This is a genomic window from Bacillus sp. UNC437CL72CviS29, assembly GCF_000482345.1.
Classification (GTDB): Bacteria; Bacillota; Bacilli; order Bacillales; family Bacillaceae_G; genus Bacillus_A; species Bacillus_A arachidis.
In genome coordinates this window covers 248,062-267,395 of sequence record NZ_AXVB01000005.1, presented here as the reverse complement: position 1 = coordinate 267,395, position 19,334 = coordinate 248,062, and the positions used below count along the sequence as shown (strand labels likewise).

Below are 19,334 nucleotides of genomic sequence, written 5' to 3'. Positions count from 1 at the left end.
TTAATTATCGGAAATTATGATGTTAGAATGGGGATATTGAAATGGAGATTCGGCATTTAAAAACATTTAAAACAATTGTTGAGTTAGGAGGATACACACGGGCAGCAGACTATTTAGGGTATGCGCAATCTACTGTAACAGGACATATTCAAGCAATTGAACAAGAAATGGGACAGCCTTTATTCAATCGGTTAGGGAAAAAAATGGTGTTAACAGATGTAGGGAAGCATTTACTGCCTTATGCCAATGAAATGATTGCTTTGTCCGAGAAAGTAAAACAAATCCCAAGCATGGATAATGAGATTACTGGAAAAATTGTAATTGGTGCTCCAGAATCATTAACAATTTACCGATTGCCCTCTATTCTTCACGAATATAAAAAGAAGTATCCAAAAGTAAAGATCACATTAAAAGCTTCAACTTGTTGGGAATTACGAAATGATTTAAAGAGCGGGAATATAGATATTGCTTTTCTCTTAGACACAGAGCGTCATGAAGAGGACTTACATATCGAACCACTTGTCATGGAGCAAATGGCGTTTGTTTTTCCTAAAGACTATATTGTGAGACAAACAGATTCACAAGTTGTCCAATTTTCTCAAGAGGAAACCTTTTTGTATACGGAACGTGATTGCAGTTACCGAGCGTTTTTTGAACATTATTTACAAAGACAAGGAATTCAACATGAAAGTACATTCGAATTTTGGAGTATTGAGGCCATAAAACAATGTGTAATGTGCGGATTAGGGATTTCTTTATTACCAATTATTACGGTCCAGCAAGAGTGGAAAGATAGGAGATTACACGCTGTTATTGCAAATGAAACAAAGTTTGCGACACAACTTGCGTATCATAAAAATAAATGGTTTTCTCCAGCTTTGCATGAGTTTGTAACGATTATTCGTAAGCATGCGAAGCGATGGAGAGAAGTAGAGGGTACAATGATTTTCGAGTAATGATATAATATTACTAGATGAAAGACTAAGAAAAGCAGGTGAATCTTTTTTGTTTACAAAAGCACAAGAACTTTTAGCGTCCTATTTTGGTTACAAGTCATTCCGCAGAGGGCAAGATGAGACAATTAAAAATGTATTGGATGGTAAAGATACCGTTTGTATTATGCCAACAGGCGGTGGTAAATCGATTTGTTATCAAATTCCGGCATTAGTATTTGAGGGGACGACATTAGTTATATCGCCGCTTATTTCACTTATGAAGGACCAAGTAGATACGTTAGTACAAAATGGAATTTCAGCTACATACATTAATAGTTCTATTTCAATTACAGAAGCAAACCAACGAATCCAATTAGCGAAACAAGGTCATTATAAGTTGCTATATGTAGCGCCAGAGCGTCTAGATTCAATGGAATTTGTGGATCAATTAATTGATATGAAGATACCGATGATTGCAATTGACGAAGCACACTGTATTTCGCAGTGGGGACATGATTTCCGCCCAAGTTATTTACATATACATCGTATATTAGACTATCTTCCAGAAAAGCCGCTTGTATTAGCGTTAACTGCGACTGCAACACCGCAAGTGCGAGAAGATATTTGTCGCGCGCTAGAAATTGATCAAAAAAATACAATTATGACAACGTTTGAACGGGAAAATTTATCGTTCTCAGTAATCAAGGGACAGGATCGAAATGCATATTTAGCGGACTATATTCGTCAAAATAAAAAGGAATCTGGAATTATTTATGCAGCGACAAGAAAAGTTGTTGATCAGTTGTATGAAGATTTATATAAAGCAGGGGTTTCAGTTGCTCGTTATCATGCCGGAATGAATGATCATGATCGTAATGGACAGCAAGAGCGATTTTTACGTGATGAAGTGAGCGTAATGGTAGCGACATCTGCATTTGGTATGGGGATCGATAAATCAAACATTCGTTATGTTATTCATTATCAACTCCCGAAGAATATGGAAAGTTATTATCAAGAAGCAGGACGTGCTGGCCGTGACGGATTAGATAGTGAATGTATTTTGTTATATTCTTCTCAGGATGTACAAGTACAGCGCTTTTTAATTGATCAATCCACTGGAGAATCACGTTTCTCAAATGAACTTGAAAAATTGCAGTATATGACAGATTACTGCCATACAGAACAATGTTTACAATCATTTATTCTAGAGTACTTTGGTGAAGAACCAAAAGAAGATTGTGGACGCTGTGGGAATTGTACAGATGAACGTGAGAGCGTCGACGTTACGAGAGAATCACAAATGGTTTTATCATGTATGATTCGAACAAACCAGCGATTTGGAAAGCAAATGATTGCACAAGTATTGACCGGATCAAAAAATAAAAAAGTAGTTGAATTCAATTTCCATACATTACCTACTTACGGTCTTTTATCGAATCGTAGCGTAAAAGAAGTAAGTGAGTTTATTGAGTTTTTAATTTCAGAAGAATTAATTGCGGTGGAACACGGGACGTATCCAACCTTAAAGGTAACAGAAAAAGGGAAAGAAGTATTGCTTGGAAATGAAAATGTGTTACGTAAAGAAAGAGTGGCAACAAGACAAATTGTACAGGATCATCCATTGTTTGAGATATTACGTGAAGTTCGGAAAGAAATCGCGCAAGGGGAAGGCGTACCACCATTTGTTATCTTCTCTGATCAAACGCTAAAAGATATGTGTGCGAAAATGCCACAAAGCGATGCAGAACTTTTACAAGTTAAAGGGATTGGAGAACATAAACTTGCGAAGTATGGTTCGCACTTTTTACAAGCAGTCATTCATTTTATTGAAGAAAATCCAGATTACGCAGATACGATTAAGACAGAAGTTGTTACGGAACGCAAGAAACCTAGAAAATCATCGACAAATTCTCACTTAGAAACGTATGAAATGTATAAACAAGGAACGGAGTTAAGTATAATCGCAAAAGAACGAGGCTTATCAAGTCAAACTGTCGAAAACCACTTAATTCGCTGTTATGAAGAAGGAATGGAAGTGGATTGGCATAGTTTCGTTCCAGCAGAATATGAATCTCTTATTGAAACAGCAATGCAACATGCAGAAGGCGGATTAAAGTCGATTAAAGAACTGCTTCCTGCTGAAGTGAGTTACTTTATGATTCGTGCTTATTTACAAATAAGAAAATAGAGAAGTACAAAGGGGATAAGGAAATGCATTATGTTTTTGTTTACGGCACTTTAAGAAAACAACAATCAAATGCTCATTACTTACATAGGGCAACGTGTATAGCTGAAGAAGCATGGACTCATGGGAAACTTTTTGATACAAATGAAGGCTATCCTGCAATGATTCGATCGAAAGAGGATAAAGTGTATGGCGAAGTATATGAAGTAGATGATGAGATTTTAAAAAAGTTAGATGAACTGGAAGTGTATACAGGTAATCCAGAACAAGATTTATATGATCGTATTATACAGACTATCTATTTTGGAGATTATAATAGGGATGCATATGTTTATGTTGCGCAGAATGACGAAATGTTACAAAAACCCATTTCTTCTGGCGATTGGACACGTTACCAAAAAATATAGCTAGGACTAATTAAGTTTTTTAGGAATTATGCAACATGTCCTTAGCTCAAGTTCTAGAGAATTGGTCAAAATTGCAGATTTACAGATAAACTATTTGGGAAATCAATTTAGAATGTTACTTATCTATTTAATTTAATAGAGCAGGCAAACAAAAAGACGGAGGGCGTAAACCCTTTGTCTGTTTTTATTTTTTGGAAAATTCTTACTCGATCTATTGACTTTGTAAACGTATTTTTTATACAATTGTATTTCGACTGAAATTTTCGAACGGACAGGAGGGAATCATCACAATGAGTATTATATTTGAAGAAGAATTCCAGCGGATGAAAGAGACTTTAGCTACAATGGATGAGCAATTAGAGAAATTGGAAAAGATCCCAGTTTATTATGGAGAAGATTTTAAAGAGCAAATCCTTGAAAGTATGAGGGAATCAAGTCGGAGAAACTTACGTGTTGGTGTACAAGAACCATACTTTGGACGACTAGATTTTCAGGAGGATGGACAATTAGAACCAAATCCAATTTATATTGGTAAAGTAGGTGTTTCAGATGAAGAAACGATGAAACCAATTGTTATTGACTGGCGTGCACCTGTTGCGAGCATGTTTTATTCATTTACTGGTGGTGAAGAATCGGCTTTTTATCATTCACCAGACGGACTAGTAGAAGGAGATGTGTATTTAAAAAGAAATATCGCCATTCGCAAAAGAGAACTAGAACGTGTGGTTGATACATATACAAAAGGAAGTGAAGATGTATCTCTTGCGGATGATTTTCTTCTATATCGATTAGGTGAAAATAAAGATAATAAATTAAAAGATATCGTTTCGACGATACAATCCGAACAAAATGATATTATTCGTGCAGAGAAAAACATGCCACTATTGATTCAAGGGGTTGCAGGAAGCGGAAAAACAACAATCGCTTTACATCGCCTTGCTTTTTTAATTTATGAATATCGTGAACAGCTAGAGGCAGAGAGAATGATTGTATTTGCACCAAACAGTTTGTTTTTAGATTATATTTCTAGTGTACTTCCTGAGCTTGGCGTCGGAAATATTAGGCAAACAACATTTCAAGATTGGGCGCTACGTACGTTAGATGATGCGGTGAAAGTAAAAAATACAGAAGAAAAACTGAAACAAGCTTTTGCAATAAATCGTGATGATAGCAAGGTTATGCTTGGTAAATTAAAAGGAACGCTGAAGTTTAAGTCATTTATTGAAAAAAGTATTGCTCAATTTGAAGAGAATTTAGTACCAGTAAAAGATTTTGAAGCGTGGGATAAAGCTGCTATTACAGTAGAAGAGGTTAAAAAATGGATGCAAGTGGAATATAAACACTATCCATTAATGAAGCGTAGAGAAAGATTGGTTGGCCGAATAAAACGCTGGATTGAGATTGAACTTAAAAAGTTTGAAGGAACAAATGAGAAAAAAGTATTAAAAAAAGAAGCTACAAAGAGATTAAATGCCTATATGAAATTTTGGCCTAAAATGAGCCCGTTATCATTTTATAGTTCGATGATGCAGCGAAAAGAAATATTGGAACTTTTGCCTGAAGAACTTGTTCAAGACACAGAAAAAAGTTGCCGTAAAAAAGAAGTGTATGTAGAAGATTTAGCACCTCTTATTCATATTCACCATAAATTAGCGGGTATTGAAATCGGGCAAAAATTCCACCATGTTGTTATAGATGAAGCGCAAGACTTTTCACCATTCCAAATTTATATATTAAAAGAAATTACAATGGGTAATTCCTTTACGATTTTAGGTGATCTATCGCAAGCTATATATGATTATCAAGGAATTGAAGACTGGAATGACTTTAAAGAAGTGTTTCAAGAAACGGGTTATTTTGAACTGACGAGAAGTTATCGTTCTACAAAAGAAATTATTGAGTTTGCAAATGAAGTGATTAAAAATGCTGAAGTTCCAGTAGGATTCGCAACCCCTGTTTTCCGCAGTGGTGAGAAAGTAAAAGTTATTTCGACTGACGACCAATTTGCCGCAATTGTAAAGACTCTACAACATATGCAGAATGAAAATGTGAAAACGATCGCTGTTATAGGAAGAACAGATGAGGAATGCCGCGATTTATATGAGAAGTTAACAGCTGAAGGAATCACTGTTAATGTCATCGAAGCAAACCAAAATAAATATGAAGGCGGCATTTCAGTTGTGCCTGTGTATTTAGCAAAAGGATTAGAATTTGATGCGGTACTTCTTATCGATGTTGATGAAGTACATTATAAAGGTACAAAGCATGATGCAAAATTATTATATGTTGGATGTACAAGAGCTCTCCATGACTTACGAATCTTCTATTCTGGAGAAGCATCACCTTTAATTCGAGGAATACAAGAAGAGTTATATGAAAGTAAATAATAGATGTTTAAAGAGGATTTTCAAGTGACTAGCGGGAAAATCCTCTTGTTTTTTCTATAACTAAGAAGGGAAGAAGGAAAATGACTATGATTACAAAGATAATGAAAAAAAGAGAATGGGAAGTAGCAAAAGCAAAAGGAAATATAATTGAAGCTTCACTAATGCAAGAAGGATTTATTCATTGTTCTTTTTTAGAACAATCTCTTCAAGTGGCAGAAAAACATTTTAGCAGGGAAATGGAGTTAGTACTACTTCTAATTGATTCGTCATTAGTTGATGCGGAGATAAAATATGAATTTGCTTCTAATGGTCAAAACTATCCACATATATACGGAACTGTAAATACTCATGCTGTTGTGAAAGTAGTAGAACTTCAGAAAGAAAATGGCGTCTATGTTTTACCAGTAGAGTTGGAATAAAAATAGTAGAATACCTATTTGTTAACCTCATAAAAGGATTTTTGATTTGTATTATCGAAATACTGAAAGGGATAAACACGAAATCGAGAAGAGGCGTACAAATGGAGGAAGTAATCAAGAAAATAAAAGAAATAAAATCGGGTCAGGTAGGTATAGTTGTTTATTCACCAGAAAGCCAAAATATTATCGCTTTATATAATGATGATATATTGGTTCCACTAGCGTCTGCCGCAAAAGTGGCAATTGGATTTGTGGTAGCTAAAATGGTTGAAGAGAATCAAGTTCGCTGGAGTGATGAAATCGCAAATATCGTATTTAATCCGAAAGAAGATAGTAAAGAAATATATCCACATCTACAAAAAAGAACTGTATTAACATTAAGAAATGCTGTGGAAGTAATGATTGCATGTCATGACAATTGTATTGCACAATCTGTTGTGAACTTTTGCGGTGGATGGGAAGAAGTAAATAAGAGAATTCAATGTTCCTTTTCAAAGATTAATGTTACGAAAGACCCAAGGGATGTGAAAAACGTTGGGAAATTAAAACAAGTTCTTAAACTTTTAATTCATATATTCCAAGGATATGAATCGGATCCAGTGTTATGGGAACCCATTATAAATGGAATGGTAAGACAACAAGGGAAATATGAGGGAATACGAAGTTACCACTTGGCACATATGACAGGTGGATTGTCTACAGCTGTTATGAATATTGGTATACTAGGAACATTTCATGAAAATCCATTGCTTTATGTAATTGGTGGAATGGAGTTACCAAATCGGTATGAGAATCAAGAAGCTGATATGAAAATAATAGAAACATTGCAATGTTTGTATAAAGAGTATACAGGATGCTATCTATAATGAAGAGAAAGGAGAATAGACTTGGAAATTACACAACAAAACAATTCAAAAGACAGCGAGTACATTAAAAATAAAGTAATCCAATACAATATGTCTGTACTACCAGATGAAGTAAAAAGTCCACTAGAACATGTAAGTTTTCTATTAAAAGACAATGCTGGCAAAATATTTGGAGGCATAACAGGCACAATATATTTTTATCACCTCCATATCGATTTTTTATGGGTGGATGAGTCAGTACGTCATGGAGGATATGGTAGTCAACTATTAAATAAAATCGAAGAAATTGCCAAAGAGAAAAACTGTAGGCTTATACTACTTGATTCATTTAGTTTTCAAGCACCTGAATTTTATAAGAAACATGGTTACAGGGAGTTTGGCGTAGTGGAAGATCATCCTAAAGGGTATAGTCAACATTTTTTAGAAAAGCAATTAAAATTGTGAAATAATTATATTATGTAAATTGAATATTGGGAGGTAAATAGAATGTACAATTATACATTTCATCATAAACAACCTATTACTGCAAAAAAAGTGAAGCTACTGTACAATTCTGTTGGTTGGTGGCCTGAAAGAGATGAAGAAGATATTTCTAAAATGTTAGAGAATAGTATAGCGATTGGTGTATGGAAAGAGAAGCAATTAATAGGATTTGCAAGAGCAGTAACTGATGGTGTGTTTCGAGCGTATATTGAAGATGTTGTAGTACATAATAGTGTAAGGAATAAGGAAATTGGTGAGAAAATGATGACAATCTTGCTTCATGAGCTTGCTCATATAGATATTGTAAGTCTATTTTGTGAAGAAAAATTAATAAAATTCTATGGAAAACAACAATTCAAAGCAACGAGGCAAATAGTCATGCATCGTAATCAGCTTACAAGATAAGAGAATACGAGGTGGGAAGGGATCAAAGGAAGCAACACGTACATACTGCTTTTCAAAAAGAAAAGTAACGAAGATTCTCTAGACGGATGGAATGCTACATGTATGAGAATTCATAATAAAATATTTGTAATTGATACACTGATGAATCAAGTACCTGAAACGAATTATTCTTTGGGGACAAGAGTGATGGAAATTATATAATATAGTCTGATGAAGACCAATAGGAGACAGGCCATGAAAGAGAACGAATTGTATGTTTATCACATCGTTACTAGGAAAAAAATGATTCTTGGGCAGATAATTAACTTTGACAAGAACCAAAATAATACCTTATATCGCTTCTTTTTTGAGAGAGAACAATTGAATTCAAAAGGTGAAGACTTTATTCAGATTGTACAAGATCATTATACAAATACAGGATTGAACATGAATAAAGAAAATGCCGAAGTAGCGATTAAGTATGTAGACCAAACAATCAGAGCAATTAGAGAAGTGATAGTAGAAATGGTTAGACTACAAGAATATCCTGAATATCCTTCAAGATTGTCTTGCTTATACGCTGCGAAAAGTTATGAAGATGCTTTGAAATGGAAAAAATTATTTGATTCTTATAGTCGGAAAGTTTTGCAGATTGTTAAGCTTCGAGTTATGGGGAATTCTTTTGAGGGTGATGGAAACCTTTTACCAAAGGAAGATGGTGTTCCTTTCTCTCGAAAAATTGAACAAGCTAAAGAATATTGGAAGGGTAATGTAAAAAATGAGCTTCCAGAGCTTTTAATTAATGGGAAAATTGAAGTGGTGGAAATTATTGATGATTTCTCAGCTTAAATTCTAGGAAAGTCTATGAATAAATGAACGAGAGGAAGAAAAATAGTATGTCAAAGTTATTACATGAATTATCTAAATTGAATAGTGAAATACTACGTTCTGAAGTATTAGATCATTTAAAAGTTACTTCAGGAAAATTGGTTGCTTGTGATCCTCTTATTTTTAATAAAAATCACTTCGAACAAACAATTAAGCTAGGTACATATCCAATTATTGCTTGGTGGAACGAGGAAGATGGTGTAATTGCTGGTGCTGAATTGAAAGTATCGGAATCAAAAGCGGTAGAGTGGAAGATGGCAACAAAGCCAGGGCAGAATGTAAGTGAACTAGAGGAAGGCTACATTTTTGGCTATCCAGTTGATACGGGACTAGGGTGTTTTGCAGATGTAGAAGCAATTGATAAGTTAGAAGAAGTAGAAGATAGACTACAACAAGAACTAGGAGACGAATTTATTAGTTTGTATGATGATCTAATAGATGACGTACTAACAGAACATGATGATGAGTGGGGAAATTGTGTAGTGTGTGAGGAAACGGGGAGTAATATTATTATGTTCCGTTCGGGTTATGGTGATGGTTTTTATCCTTCCTATTGGGGGATTGATGAGAAGGGAAATATAGTTTCACTGGTAACTGATTTTCAAGTATTGCATGAGGAATAAATGAATAATGGTATAGGGGCTTTGAACAGTAGAGTAGAATGAGATGTGGAAATCAGAAATACACGCTTAGACGCTGTACATAGATAGAACAATGAGGAGTTTCAATTAGATTACATATCGGAAATCGTGCTGAAAGGGAACATGCACATCACTTTTATAAAAATATGGGGTACAAGTTTTGTGAAAGGTTTGGTGTGATGAGAGAGGATTTAAGAATGGAATATAAACGAAATAGGGTACTGTATGCGGCACTAACCATAATAGTAATTATCTTTGGATTGGGATCAAGAAAGTTCGCGTATGTTTTACCAGATTTATTAAATGCCTATTTAGGAGATGCACTATGGGCGCTGATGATTTTCATTGGAGTTGGATTTCTTTTTCATAAAATGGAGACTAAAAAGATTGCATTTTTAAGTTTACTATTTTGCTATGGGATTGAAATGAGTCAATTATATCATGCGGAATGGATAGATAGTATACGGGCAACGCCATTAGGTGGACTTATATTAGGATATGGTTTTTTGTGGAGTGATTTATTAGCGTATACAATTGGAGTTGGAATAGGTATGCTTTTTGAATTCATATTTCGAAAAGTATAAAAGGCTTCGGATTTCATAAAGGGGTATATGTACAATGGAACACATATTAGATATTACAAATTTTTGGTTTCAAGACGAGCAAGTAACAGTAGAAACGACCCAACCGAAAGTAACGAAGATTATAAGGAATAAGTAAAATTATATATTAAAAGAAAAAGTTCAAAAGGCAGTTGTTGGCTGAAAGAAAAGTATTAAATCAACTTGCACAACGTTGGATGAACGACAATGTGCTCACTGCTATCTAGAATCACAAACCCATCGCACAAGAGATTGATCTTACCCTCGCTCAACTCGCAGTAGCTTGGGTACTACAAAACCAGGACGTTTATAACTTTCCACCGACGATGGAACGACAGAAACACCCATTCCTGTTGCGACTAAATTAACAATAGTTTGCATTTGAATAGCTTCTTGAACAACATTTAAACTTACACCATAATCCAAAAAGTAGCTAACAATTAAATCATAAAAATTTGGGCCAAAATGACGTGGAAACAAAATAAATGGTTCATCAATTAACAATTGGAGTGGAATTTCGGGTAATGAGGCGAAAGGGTGATCTTGATGTAAAACCAATCTTAAAGATTCTTCAGCACAAACTTCAGAAGATAGTATCTCATTGTTCTGTTTAGAACGAAAAAATCCAATATGAATTTGTTTTTCATAGAGTGCTTTTAGTTGCTGCTCCGTTGTCATTTCACGTAATATAAGATGGATTTTATGAAATATCGTATTTTCCTAATGTCCATTTTGATCCATCCCTTCTGCTAAAATCCAATAAGGACTTCTCATTTATTATCAAACTCATATAGGTACCTAGTATTTTCGTAGCCATGATTTTTATGTTTTACGGCTCTTTGGTATTAGGGAGAGGAGATGTTTTAGAGTTTATCGACCTGTTCTATAGAATAAGGAAAAAATACCTTTCTTCAAATAACCTGTCAGCTAGTTAAGTAATTACACAAACCCATTTTAACATAAATATCCAACATAAAAATCACCTCAAAGAATAACTAAAGAGGTGATTTTTATCAATCTTTATGATAAACAAGCATACAGGACATAATGTCTCATATGTTGCATATATTGCAATGAAAACAGTACAAGAAAATTTTGTTCCTTGGTTAGCTTCATAAACTGATATGTTAGCAGAAGATTGGGAGGTTATAGAGTTATGGAAAATACGGTAACTCAACAGGATATTGATAATATTTTAGAAAAAACGAAATGGACAGTGGAAGAATTTCATGGTAAATGTACAGTCGTGGTTGCGAAATTGCCAAATGGATTTATTTTAACCGAATCCAGCTCATGTACTAATCCTGCTGATTATGATGTGAATATTGGTATTGAATGTTGTAAAGAACGTATTGTAAATAAAATTTGGAAATTAGAAGGATATAGATTGCAATGTGAGTTAGCTAAATTCGTTTAGTTAGCCACTATTAGTGAAGTGTCCTAAAAAGTTAGACGATTCCTTCCTTAGGTAACTTCTTGGGCATGAACTCGGTATTGTACCGGGCTCATGCCCTTTAGTTTTGTCATAATACTTTTATTCCTTTTTCAGTTGCAATAATTGTTTTATCTACCATGTTAATAAATAGACCAGTTTCAATTACACCCGTTATCATTTTTAACTGCTGATGAGTTTCGAGTGGATTGGCTATTTGATTTGGAAAAATACAATCTAAGATCATATTTCCATTGTCTGTTTTAAATGGTTTATTGTTTTGGATACGTAAAATTGTCTGGCAGCCAAATGATTGAATTCGTTTTGCAGTTTGCTCCCAAGCGAAAGGTACTATTTCAATAGGAAGAGGAAAAATACCTAAATTCGTTACAAGTTTCGATTCATCAGCGACTATGATAAGTTTCTGGGAAGACACAGCAACTATTTTTTCGCGAAGAAGTGCACCACCGCCCCCTTTAATTAACTGTAAATCCGGGTTAATCTCATCTGCACCATCAATGGTGAGATCAAGATAATCTACGTCATTTAAAGAGATTAAGGGGATAGACAGTTGCTCTGCTAATTTTTGAGTTTCTATTGATGTTGGTACAGCTTGAATAGATAAACCTTCATTTACTAGCTGTCCCAATTTTTGTATTGTCCAATATACAGTGGAACCAGTACCAAGGCCGATTTTCATCCCATCTTTTACAAAATCACTAGCATATTCACCAACTAAGCGTTTTAAATGTTTCATTCTGTTGCCTTTTCATTCCACAGGACGCGGCCCAGCATCTAATCCAGAATTTTCAACAGTCAATATTGGGCGAACGGTTAAATCAGTCTGTACACGCATTTGACATGACAATCGCAAATGATCTTCAATTCCTTTTTCGGTAATAGCATTCTTCTCAATATGTGTAGGCTCGTAGAAGTCTCCAGATACGATTTCTACACGGCAAGTCGTACAACGTGCTTTCCCGCCGCAGCGATGAAGAATATGGATATCATTATCTTCGAGTGCTAGTACTAACTTTGTTCCTTCTTTTACATCAAATGTGCCATTACCTACAACAGTTAATTTTGGCATATTCCAGCCTCCTCGTGTAAAATTCTACATAACATATTTATGACCGCACAATTACAAACATAAACATGATTTTTTTTATTTGACCCGTAACTTTTTCATTTGTTCAATCGTTAATTAAGTAAGCGCTGAAAAGGAGTGATTATTTTGTGCACAAAAGTAACTCAGATGTTAAGAAATCCTATCGATATGAATCATTCAAATAAAAACTTTTTAATTGAAAATTACGCAGAGTTAAAAAGGTACTGTACATTTTTAACCAAAAGTAAATGGGATGGAGAAGATCTTGCCCAAGAAACGGTTTGTAAAGTACTTCAAAAATATGTGGAGAAAGATATTTGTATTACGCTTCTATATAAAATTGCTCGAAATAAATGGCTAGATCAACTAAAAACAAAATCAGTTCAAGAGAAATTAGAGCAGGAGGTTCCATTTGAAGAACCGCATGGTAAAATTGCTGATTTGCATGAGATGGCAGAGAAAGTCTTGTCTTTATTAAATATACAGCAATCCGTTATCTTCTTGTTAAAAGATGTTTTTCAATACAGCTTATCAGATATTGCGGAAATATGTTCAATCTCAGAAGGTGCAGTGAAGGCTTCCTTGTTTCGTAGTAGAAATAGATTGAAAACGGTAAGTGAAGAAGAGAAGATTGAATTAGCCGGGCAGGATGATGACGTTGAAGTAATTGTAACAGCTATTCGTGAACAAAAACCACAATTGTTAACAAAACTTCTTCCGACAATACAGTTTGAACACGTATCACCTAAGCAGCCTGTACTATTATTCAATACAAAAGCACCTTCTTCTTACGGTTATATGCTATGTGCAGCTTAAAAAGTAGATGGAGGGATTATAATGAATGCAATTCCGTATGTTGTAGAACAAACAAAATTAGGAGAACGCTCCTATGATATATATTCAAGGTTGTTAAAAGACCGTATTGTCATGATCGGATCAGAAATTAATGATCAAGTAGCAAGCAGTATCGTGGCACAGTTATTATTTTTAGAGGCAGAAGATGCGGAGAAGGATATTTTTCTTTATATCAATAGTCCAGGAGGCTCAACTACAGCGGGATTTGCGATATTAGATACAATGAATTTGATTAAACCCGATGTTCAAACACTTTGTATGGGATTCGCAGCGTCATTTGGAGCCTTATTGTTACTCGCTGGAGCAAAAGGAAAAAGGTTTGCGCTTCCAAATAGTGAAATTATGATTCATCAGCCACTTGGCGGAGTAAAAGGGCAAGCGACGGAGATTGAAATAACTGCAAAACGAATATTAAAGTTAAAACATGATATTAATAAAATTATATCGGATCGAACAGGTCAACCAGTTGAAAAGGTAGCGGAGGATACAGAAAGAGATTACTTTATGACTGCAGAAGAAGCGAAAGTATATGGTATTGTTGACGCTGTTATTGAAAAAAAATAACTTAAAATAGGCCAGAGAATATATGATTCTCCGGCCTATTTTTATGCCATAAATCAATCTTTTGTCCATTCATCAACTAATGCTTGATTCTGTTTAATCCATTTTCGTGCAGCTTCTTCAGGGTCCTTTGTTTTATTTAACATCACCATTAAAGTACCAAGTTGTTCGTCATTCATTTTCCATCTATCGAAATATTTCACAATCTCTAGATAATCTTTTTCAAAACCTTTTCGTACAGAGTAATAAATGTCGTCTTTTTCACCATATACTTTTTTAGGGTCTTTTAAATATTTCAAATCAAATTCTGAAAAGCCCCAGTGTGGATTCCAAAGCGTTACAGCGATTGGTTTCTTTTGCGTATAAGCCTTTTTTAGCTCACTCATCATTGCCGCTTCCGAAGATTGGACAAGTTTTAGCTTGATATCATATTCTTTCATTGCTTTATCCGTTAAGTTCATAAGGCTACTACCAGGTTCAATCCCTACAATTTTGTTGTTCAATTCATCCTTATGGGCGTTTAAATCTTCGATGCTGTTAATATCTTTCATATAAGAAGGAACAACCAATCCAAGTCCAGTGCCCTCATACCATTTCGATTTTAACACAATGTCATTTTTATACCGATCATTTAAGGGCTTATCGGTAACCGGAAGCCATACTTCTAAATTTGCATCAACATCGCCGCGAGCGACACCAGTCCAAATGGCTGCTTTTTCTAAATACATGAGTTCAACTTTATAGCCTTTTTGTTCTAATAAAACTTTCCACATATTTGCAGCCGCAATATTTTCCTTCCAACTTGTTACACCAAGTTTAATTTTCCCTTTCGTATTTGCATTTGTAGCATTACAAGAGGCAATAATCATACTAATAAATAACAAAGTGCTTATAAGCCATATTTTCCGTTTCATTGAATCCTCCCGTTTCATAAATAGAAATTTTCATTTCGTTTTGGATCGCGTTGTTAGTAGGAATAAATCTATAAGTGAACCTTCTTATTATGAACGGAAACAAGAATTTTAAAAAAATCCTCTTTATGTAATATTTCTGTTTAAAATCGTTACACTATGTGAATAGATAGGCAGAAAAGGAGTCGTTTTATGGAAAATACAAAAGTACGTGTAGAAAACGTAACAAAAGTATTTGGAAAAAATCCTCAAAGAGCAGTCGCCTTATTAAAAGAAGGAAAAAGTAAATCAGAAATATTGAAAGAAACAGGAATGAACGTTGGGGTGAAAAAGGCAACGTTTGAAGTATATACCGGAGAAATTTTTGTCATTATGGGGCTATCTGGGAGCGGAAAATCAACTCTTGTTCGTATGCTCAATCAGCTTATAAGGCCAACAGCAGGCCACATATACATAGACGGGGAAGATATCGCAACAATGGGGAAAGAGGCGCTTAGGAAAGTCAGAAGAACGAAAATGAGTATGGTTTTTCAAAAGTTTGCACTGTTCCCACATCGTACCGTCTTACAAAATGTTGCCTATGGATTAGAAATACAAGGGGTTCCAGTAGAAGAAAGAGAAGCAAAGGCACTAGAATCACTTAAATTAGTAGGATTAGATCATCATAAAAATAGTTATCCAGGGCAACTAAGTGGTGGAATGCAGCAGCGCGTTGGAATTGCCAGAGCTCTTACAAATGATCCAGATGTTCTACTTATGGACGAGTCATTTAGCGCATTAGACCCACTCATTCGAAAAGAGATGCAAGATGAATTGTTAGAGCTGCAAGATAAGATGGAAAAAACGATTATTTTTATTACACATGATTTAGATGAAGCGCTACGAATTGGGGATCGTATCGCATTAATGAAAGACGGAGAAATTGTGCAAATTGGTACTCCAGAAGAAATTATGATAAGCCCAGCCAATGAATTCGTAGAGAAATTCGTTGCTGATGTGAATTTAGGGAAAGTGATTACTGCTGAATCTATTTTGAAAAGACCAGAAACATTACTAATTGACCGCGGACCACGTGTAGCACTACAAATTATGAGAAATGCAGGTGTGTCCACTGTATATGTTGTAAATAAAAAACATGAATTTTTAGGTATTTTAACGGCTGATGATGCCAGTAAAGCTGTTCAAAAACAATGGCCAATCGCAGATTTACTCTTGAAGGATATTCCGCATGTTTATTTAGATACATTATTGGAAGAAACATATGCAAAAATGGCGGAAATGAAGCTGCCGTTACCAGTAATTGATGAAAAGAAAAGGTTAAGAGGCATAATAAAACGGGAAAGTGTCATTCAAGCCCTCGCAGGAAATATTGAAGAAGAGGTGAATGACGGTGAATAGTATTCCGCGTATTCCTTTAGGTGAATGGGTTGATGCATTCGTTGCTAGTTTATATGCGAATTTTGAAGGACTGTTTAGAGGGTTTTCATATGTCATTGGTGGTTTTGTTGATTTACTTACAAATTTCTTAACATTGATTCCAGCATTTTTAATGATTATAATCGTATGTTTTCTCGTTTGGTATACAACAAGGAAAATATCTTTAGTGGTATTTGCGTTAATCGGCTTATTATTTATTCTAAACATTAACTATTGGGGACAAACGATGCAAACATTGGCGCTTGTTCTCACATCAGTCATTATTTCCATTATTGTCGGGATTCCAATAGGTGTGTTAGCATCCCAAAATGAACGGTTTTCAAAAATATTAAAACCAACATTAGACTTTATGCAAACAATGCCGGCGTTCGTATACTTGATTCCAGCGATTACATTTTTCGGAGTAGGCGTTGTTCCTGGTATTATCGCTTCTGTTATTTTTGCAATGCCACCGACAATTCGTTTTACGGATTTAGGAATTAGACAAGTACCAGAAGATTTAATTGAAGCTGCAAATGCATTTGGTTCAACTACATCGCAAAAGTTATTTAAAGTTCAGTTACCTCTCGCAACGGGAACTATAATGGCTGGTGTAAACCAAAGTATCATGCTGTCCTTATCAATGGTTGTTACAGCTTCACTTGTAGGAGCACCGGGGCTTGGTGTAGATGTATATCGTTCTGTAACGCAAGTTAACATTGGAATGGGGTTTGAAGCTGGACTAGCTATTGTAGTCATTGCGATTGTATTAGATCGGATTACGCAAGGGTTTCACCGGAAAAGAAAAGGTTAAATAAAAACACGCATCATAATGGATCTTCTCATATACGATGCGTGCTTTTTATTGTGATGAAAGATCGGAAAAGATTACATACGAACAATTACCGAACCTCCACCCGGGGCACAAACTTGATTTTGTTGTTGTTCCATCGATTTGATTAATTGGTTGTTTTTTTCATTAACGCGATTAATTTTGCTAATTGATTTTCAAGATTCGTCATTTGCTGCTTCATATAATAAGAATCGTTAGGAAGCGGTGGTGTAGTTCGTACAGATTGGTTTTGATGGGGGATAGGTAGGTGATTGAAATGTGAATTCATATAGGGGTGCATGGGATTTCTTCCTCCTTCAGTAAAAGATGGCTTTCTATAGTAAATGCCTATATACGTGTAAAGGTGACTTGTGAAAAATAAGGTAATAAGTGCGAAATACGAGATCATTTTGATTTTCATTTCTGTAAATGAATAACCAAAAAAATCTGATATTTAGGAAAAATCTAACTTGTATTCCGTTTTTATGATATTATAAAATATAAATTCAAGGAATGTGAGGGATGCATATGTCTATTCAAAACTTCTCTGAAGAAAGCTGTTTCATTTGTCAAAAACATAACGGAAATATTCAAGTACCTGGTGGGACAATTTATGAAGATAACCTTGTATATGTAGGACATGTCTATTGGGAAGAGGACAAGACGTATCTCGGATATGTAATGATTGATATAAAAAGACATACGCCAGGATTAGCTGAATTAACAGAAGAAGAAGCGAAAGCTTTTGGTTTAATTACGAGCAGAGTAAGCCGTGCATTAAAAGAATGCGAGGGTGCAGAACATATTTATGCTTTCGTTTCTGGTAATGGAGTAAATCATATGCACATGCATATAATTCCACGTTATCCAAATACACCAAAGGAATTTTGGTCACCAACTAAGGTAGCAAATTGGGAAGGTGCACCATATGGACAAGAAGAACAAATACAAAAACTATGTGAAAGAATACGAACATATATGGTGAATGAGTATGCATACAACAAATAATACACAATATTCATGGGTTGGTAGTGACGAAATGTATTTAGGGGAAATTTCAGTTCAGCAACATGGTGAGATAGTGCTTGGCAGATATGGTGGGAATAAGAGTGCAGGCGCAAAGAAGAATGAAGACGGTGCTTTCGTTTGGTCAAATGGAAACTGGGAATTTGCGATGATATTAGATGGTCACAATAGTGCAGAAAGTGTTGCTTTAGTAGTACATACAATAAAAAATGAATATGAAAATATAAAAGCTTTATTAGAAAAACCTGTTGAAACGGTATTTCGATCTGTTGAAAATCATTTACTCGCACTTTTTCAATCAAATTCATTTAAACAGTCGTGCCAGCAAGTAAAAGGTGAAACAGCTTGCTTAATATGTGTAAGAAAAGAAAATTATATTTGGTGGTTTTCTATAGGAGACTGCCTCGTTTATGTATTTCATGAAGAATTACATAAGTTAGGACAATATATGCTGAACCAACGTCATTTTTATGAATGGATTGGGCATGTGAATACATTTTCTTTACCAGTCCCGTGTTATTCTTCTGGTATTCGAGAACTACGTACAGGAAGAAATAGAATCATAATGGTAACAGATGGTGTACTAGAATGCGGAGAACGCCGTTATGAAAATCCATTTTATTTGTATAAAGATATGTATGAAAATAAACCAGAATTAACAAAATGTGTTCAAGATGTCTTAGAACATGTTCATCATCAACTTGGACGAGATAGTGCCACGATAATGAGTTGGGATTATGATAATCGTGTGTATGCTACTTATCCGAGCGATCAACCGGAGAAAATCCGATCTGTAAATTCAGTACAACAGAGAGAGGAAAAATGAAAAGGCTGTTATTACGTTCAGAAGCGATTATTATGAATGGAGATCATTCTAAAGTTCTTGTTTAGTGTGACAAGCAAGAAACATTTTATCGCTTTCCGGGTGGATCGATTGAATTCAGTGAAACAGCATGTGAAGTGATTATAGTAAATTACAGGGAAGTGGAGAATGGA

At 34.9% G+C, this 19,334-nt stretch carries 21 protein-coding genes and 5 pseudogenes; 21 read left to right on the top strand and 5 right to left on the bottom strand.

The window, feature by feature from the left end; all coding sequences use genetic code 11:
• Positions 1-41 precede the first annotated feature (41 nt).
• The 13 genes and pseudogenes from M014_RS0106600 to M014_RS29960 form a co-directional block, all read left to right on the top strand.
• The gene (locus tag M014_RS0106600) at positions 42-956 is read left to right on the top strand and encodes a LysR family transcriptional regulator (protein ID WP_026591011.1); all 915 of its coding nucleotides are present in this window, start codon (positions 42-44) and stop codon (positions 954-956) included.
• A gap of 49 nt (positions 957-1,005) precedes the next feature.
• Entirely contained in the window at positions 1,006-3,123 is a 2,118-nt protein-coding gene (gene recQ / locus M014_RS0106595) for a DNA helicase RecQ (RefSeq protein ID WP_026591010.1), read from the top strand.
• A gap of 23 nt (positions 3,124-3,146) precedes the next feature.
• On the top strand, positions 3,147-3,527 hold the full coding sequence (locus tag M014_RS0106590; protein WP_026591009.1) for a gamma-glutamylcyclotransferase family protein: 381 nt from the start codon (positions 3,147-3,149) through the stop codon (positions 3,525-3,527).
• 290 nt (positions 3,528-3,817) lie between these two features.
• Positions 3,818-5,914, top strand: a complete 2,097-nt coding sequence (locus M014_RS0106585; protein ID WP_026591008.1) for a HelD family protein — start codon at positions 3,818-3,820, stop codon at positions 5,912-5,914.
• Between the two features lie 86 nt (positions 5,915-6,000).
• Positions 6,001-6,333, top strand: coding sequence for a DUF952 domain-containing protein (locus M014_RS0106580; protein ID WP_026591007.1), 333 nt, complete (start codon positions 6,001-6,003; stop codon positions 6,331-6,333).
• 101 nt (positions 6,334-6,434) lie between these two features.
• Positions 6,435-7,199, top strand: coding sequence for a serine hydrolase (locus M014_RS0106575; RefSeq protein WP_026591006.1), 765 nt, complete (start codon positions 6,435-6,437; stop codon positions 7,197-7,199).
• Between the two features lie 90 nt (positions 7,200-7,289).
• Entirely contained in the window at positions 7,290-7,643 is a 354-nt protein-coding gene (locus tag M014_RS0106570; protein WP_231503916.1) for a GNAT family N-acetyltransferase, read from the top strand.
• 42 nt (positions 7,644-7,685) lie between these two features.
• Positions 7,686-8,087 (top strand): GNAT family N-acetyltransferase, encoded by a 402-nt coding sequence (locus tag M014_RS0106565; protein WP_026591004.1) that lies wholly within the window; start codon positions 7,686-7,688, stop codon positions 8,085-8,087.
• 4 nt (positions 8,088-8,091) lie between these two features.
• Positions 8,092-8,219: pseudogene (locus M014_RS29565) on the top strand (MmcQ/YjbR family DNA-binding protein); the annotation flags it as partial.
• A gap of 102 nt (positions 8,220-8,321) precedes the next feature.
• Positions 8,322-8,915, top strand: coding sequence for a DUF2441 domain-containing protein (locus tag M014_RS0106560; RefSeq protein ID WP_026591003.1), 594 nt, complete (start codon positions 8,322-8,324; stop codon positions 8,913-8,915).
• Between the two features lie 47 nt (positions 8,916-8,962).
• Positions 8,963-9,577 (top strand): DUF4241 domain-containing protein, encoded by a 615-nt coding sequence (locus M014_RS0106555; protein WP_026591002.1) that lies wholly within the window; start codon positions 8,963-8,965, stop codon positions 9,575-9,577.
• Between the two features lie 215 nt (positions 9,578-9,792).
• Entirely contained in the window at positions 9,793-10,179 is a 387-nt protein-coding gene (locus M014_RS0106550; RefSeq protein ID WP_026591001.1) for a ribosomal maturation YjgA family protein, read from the top strand.
• Between the two features lie 200 nt (positions 10,180-10,379).
• A pseudogene (locus tag M014_RS29960) lies at positions 10,380-10,505 on the top strand (aldo/keto reductase); the annotation flags it as partial.
• Here M014_RS29960 and M014_RS26525 read toward each other — a convergent pair.
• Positions 10,456-10,905: pseudogene (locus tag M014_RS26525) on the bottom strand (LysR family substrate-binding domain-containing protein); the annotation flags it as partial. The pseudogenes M014_RS29960 and M014_RS26525 overlap by 50 nt on opposite strands.
• Before the next feature lie 448 nt (positions 10,906-11,353).
• On the opposite strand from M014_RS26525, the gene M014_RS0106530 reads away from it, so the two are divergent.
• A complete protein-coding gene (locus M014_RS0106530) occupies positions 11,354-11,614 on the top strand; it encodes a Gp49 family protein (protein WP_026591000.1) in 261 nt (86 codons plus the stop codon).
• 106 nt (positions 11,615-11,720) lie between these two features.
• Here M014_RS0106530 and rpiA read toward each other — a convergent pair whose 3' ends face one another.
• Both rpiA and M014_RS0106520 read right to left on the bottom strand, forming a co-directional pair.
• The gene (gene rpiA, locus M014_RS0106525; protein WP_026590999.1) at positions 11,721-12,386 is read right to left on the bottom strand and encodes a ribose-5-phosphate isomerase RpiA; all 666 of its coding nucleotides are present in this window, start codon (positions 12,384-12,386) and stop codon (positions 11,721-11,723) included.
• Between the two features lie 12 nt (positions 12,387-12,398).
• Positions 12,399-12,719, bottom strand: coding sequence for a 2Fe-2S iron-sulfur cluster-binding protein (locus tag M014_RS0106520; RefSeq protein ID WP_026590998.1), 321 nt, complete (start codon positions 12,717-12,719; stop codon positions 12,399-12,401).
• A 144-nt stretch (positions 12,720-12,863) separates the two neighbouring features.
• On the opposite strand from M014_RS0106520, the gene M014_RS0106515 reads away from it, so the two are divergent.
• Together M014_RS0106515 and clpP are read left to right on the top strand one after the other, a co-directional pair.
• Positions 12,864-13,553 (top strand): RNA polymerase subunit sigma-70, encoded by a 690-nt coding sequence (locus tag M014_RS0106515; RefSeq protein WP_026590997.1) that lies wholly within the window; start codon positions 12,864-12,866, stop codon positions 13,551-13,553.
• A 21-nt stretch (positions 13,554-13,574) separates the two neighbouring features.
• The gene (gene clpP, locus M014_RS0106510) at positions 13,575-14,156 is read left to right on the top strand and encodes an ATP-dependent Clp endopeptidase proteolytic subunit ClpP (RefSeq protein ID WP_026590996.1); all 582 of its coding nucleotides are present in this window, start codon (positions 13,575-13,577) and stop codon (positions 14,154-14,156) included.
• Between the two features lie 53 nt (positions 14,157-14,209).
• Here the strand turns inward: clpP and M014_RS0106505 are convergent, their stop codons facing one another.
• Positions 14,210-15,067 carry a glycine betaine ABC transporter substrate-binding protein gene (locus M014_RS0106505; RefSeq protein ID WP_026590995.1) on the bottom strand — a complete coding sequence of 286 codons (858 nt, stop codon included), beginning with the start codon at positions 15,065-15,067 and terminating at the stop codon, positions 14,210-14,212.
• A 189-nt stretch (positions 15,068-15,256) separates the two neighbouring features.
• On the opposite strand from M014_RS0106505, the gene M014_RS0106500 reads away from it, so the two are divergent.
• Positions 15,257-16,462 carry a quaternary amine ABC transporter ATP-binding protein gene (locus M014_RS0106500; protein ID WP_026590994.1) on the top strand — a complete coding sequence of 402 codons (1,206 nt, stop codon included), beginning with the start codon at positions 15,257-15,259 and terminating at the stop codon, positions 16,460-16,462.
• On the top strand, positions 16,455-17,294 hold the full coding sequence (locus M014_RS0106495) for an ABC transporter permease (RefSeq protein ID WP_026590993.1): 840 nt from the start codon (positions 16,455-16,457) through the stop codon (positions 17,292-17,294). The genes M014_RS0106500 and M014_RS0106495 overlap by 8 nt, the downstream gene beginning before the upstream one ends.
• A 74-nt stretch (positions 17,295-17,368) precedes the next feature.
• Here the strand turns inward: M014_RS0106495 and M014_RS29560 are convergent.
• A pseudogene (locus tag M014_RS29560) lies at positions 17,369-17,613 on the bottom strand (hypothetical protein).
• Between the two features lie 227 nt (positions 17,614-17,840).
• Between M014_RS29560 and M014_RS0106485 the strand changes: the two are divergent.
• From M014_RS0106485 to M014_RS29955, 3 genes and pseudogenes are all read left to right on the top strand, one after another.
• Positions 17,841-18,320, top strand: a complete 480-nt coding sequence (locus M014_RS0106485; RefSeq protein ID WP_026590992.1) for an HIT family protein — start codon at positions 17,841-17,843, stop codon at positions 18,318-18,320.
• Positions 18,298-19,164 carry a PP2C family serine/threonine-protein phosphatase gene (locus tag M014_RS0106480; RefSeq protein ID WP_026590991.1) on the top strand — a complete coding sequence of 289 codons (867 nt, stop codon included), beginning with the start codon at positions 18,298-18,300 and terminating at the stop codon, positions 19,162-19,164. Before M014_RS0106485 ends, M014_RS0106480 begins: the two co-directional genes overlap by 23 nt.
• A pseudogene (locus tag M014_RS29955) lies at positions 19,161-19,307 on the top strand (NUDIX domain-containing protein); the annotation flags it as partial. The gene M014_RS0106480 and the pseudogene M014_RS29955, both read left to right, overlap by 4 nt.
• Positions 19,308-19,334 lie beyond the last annotated feature (27 nt).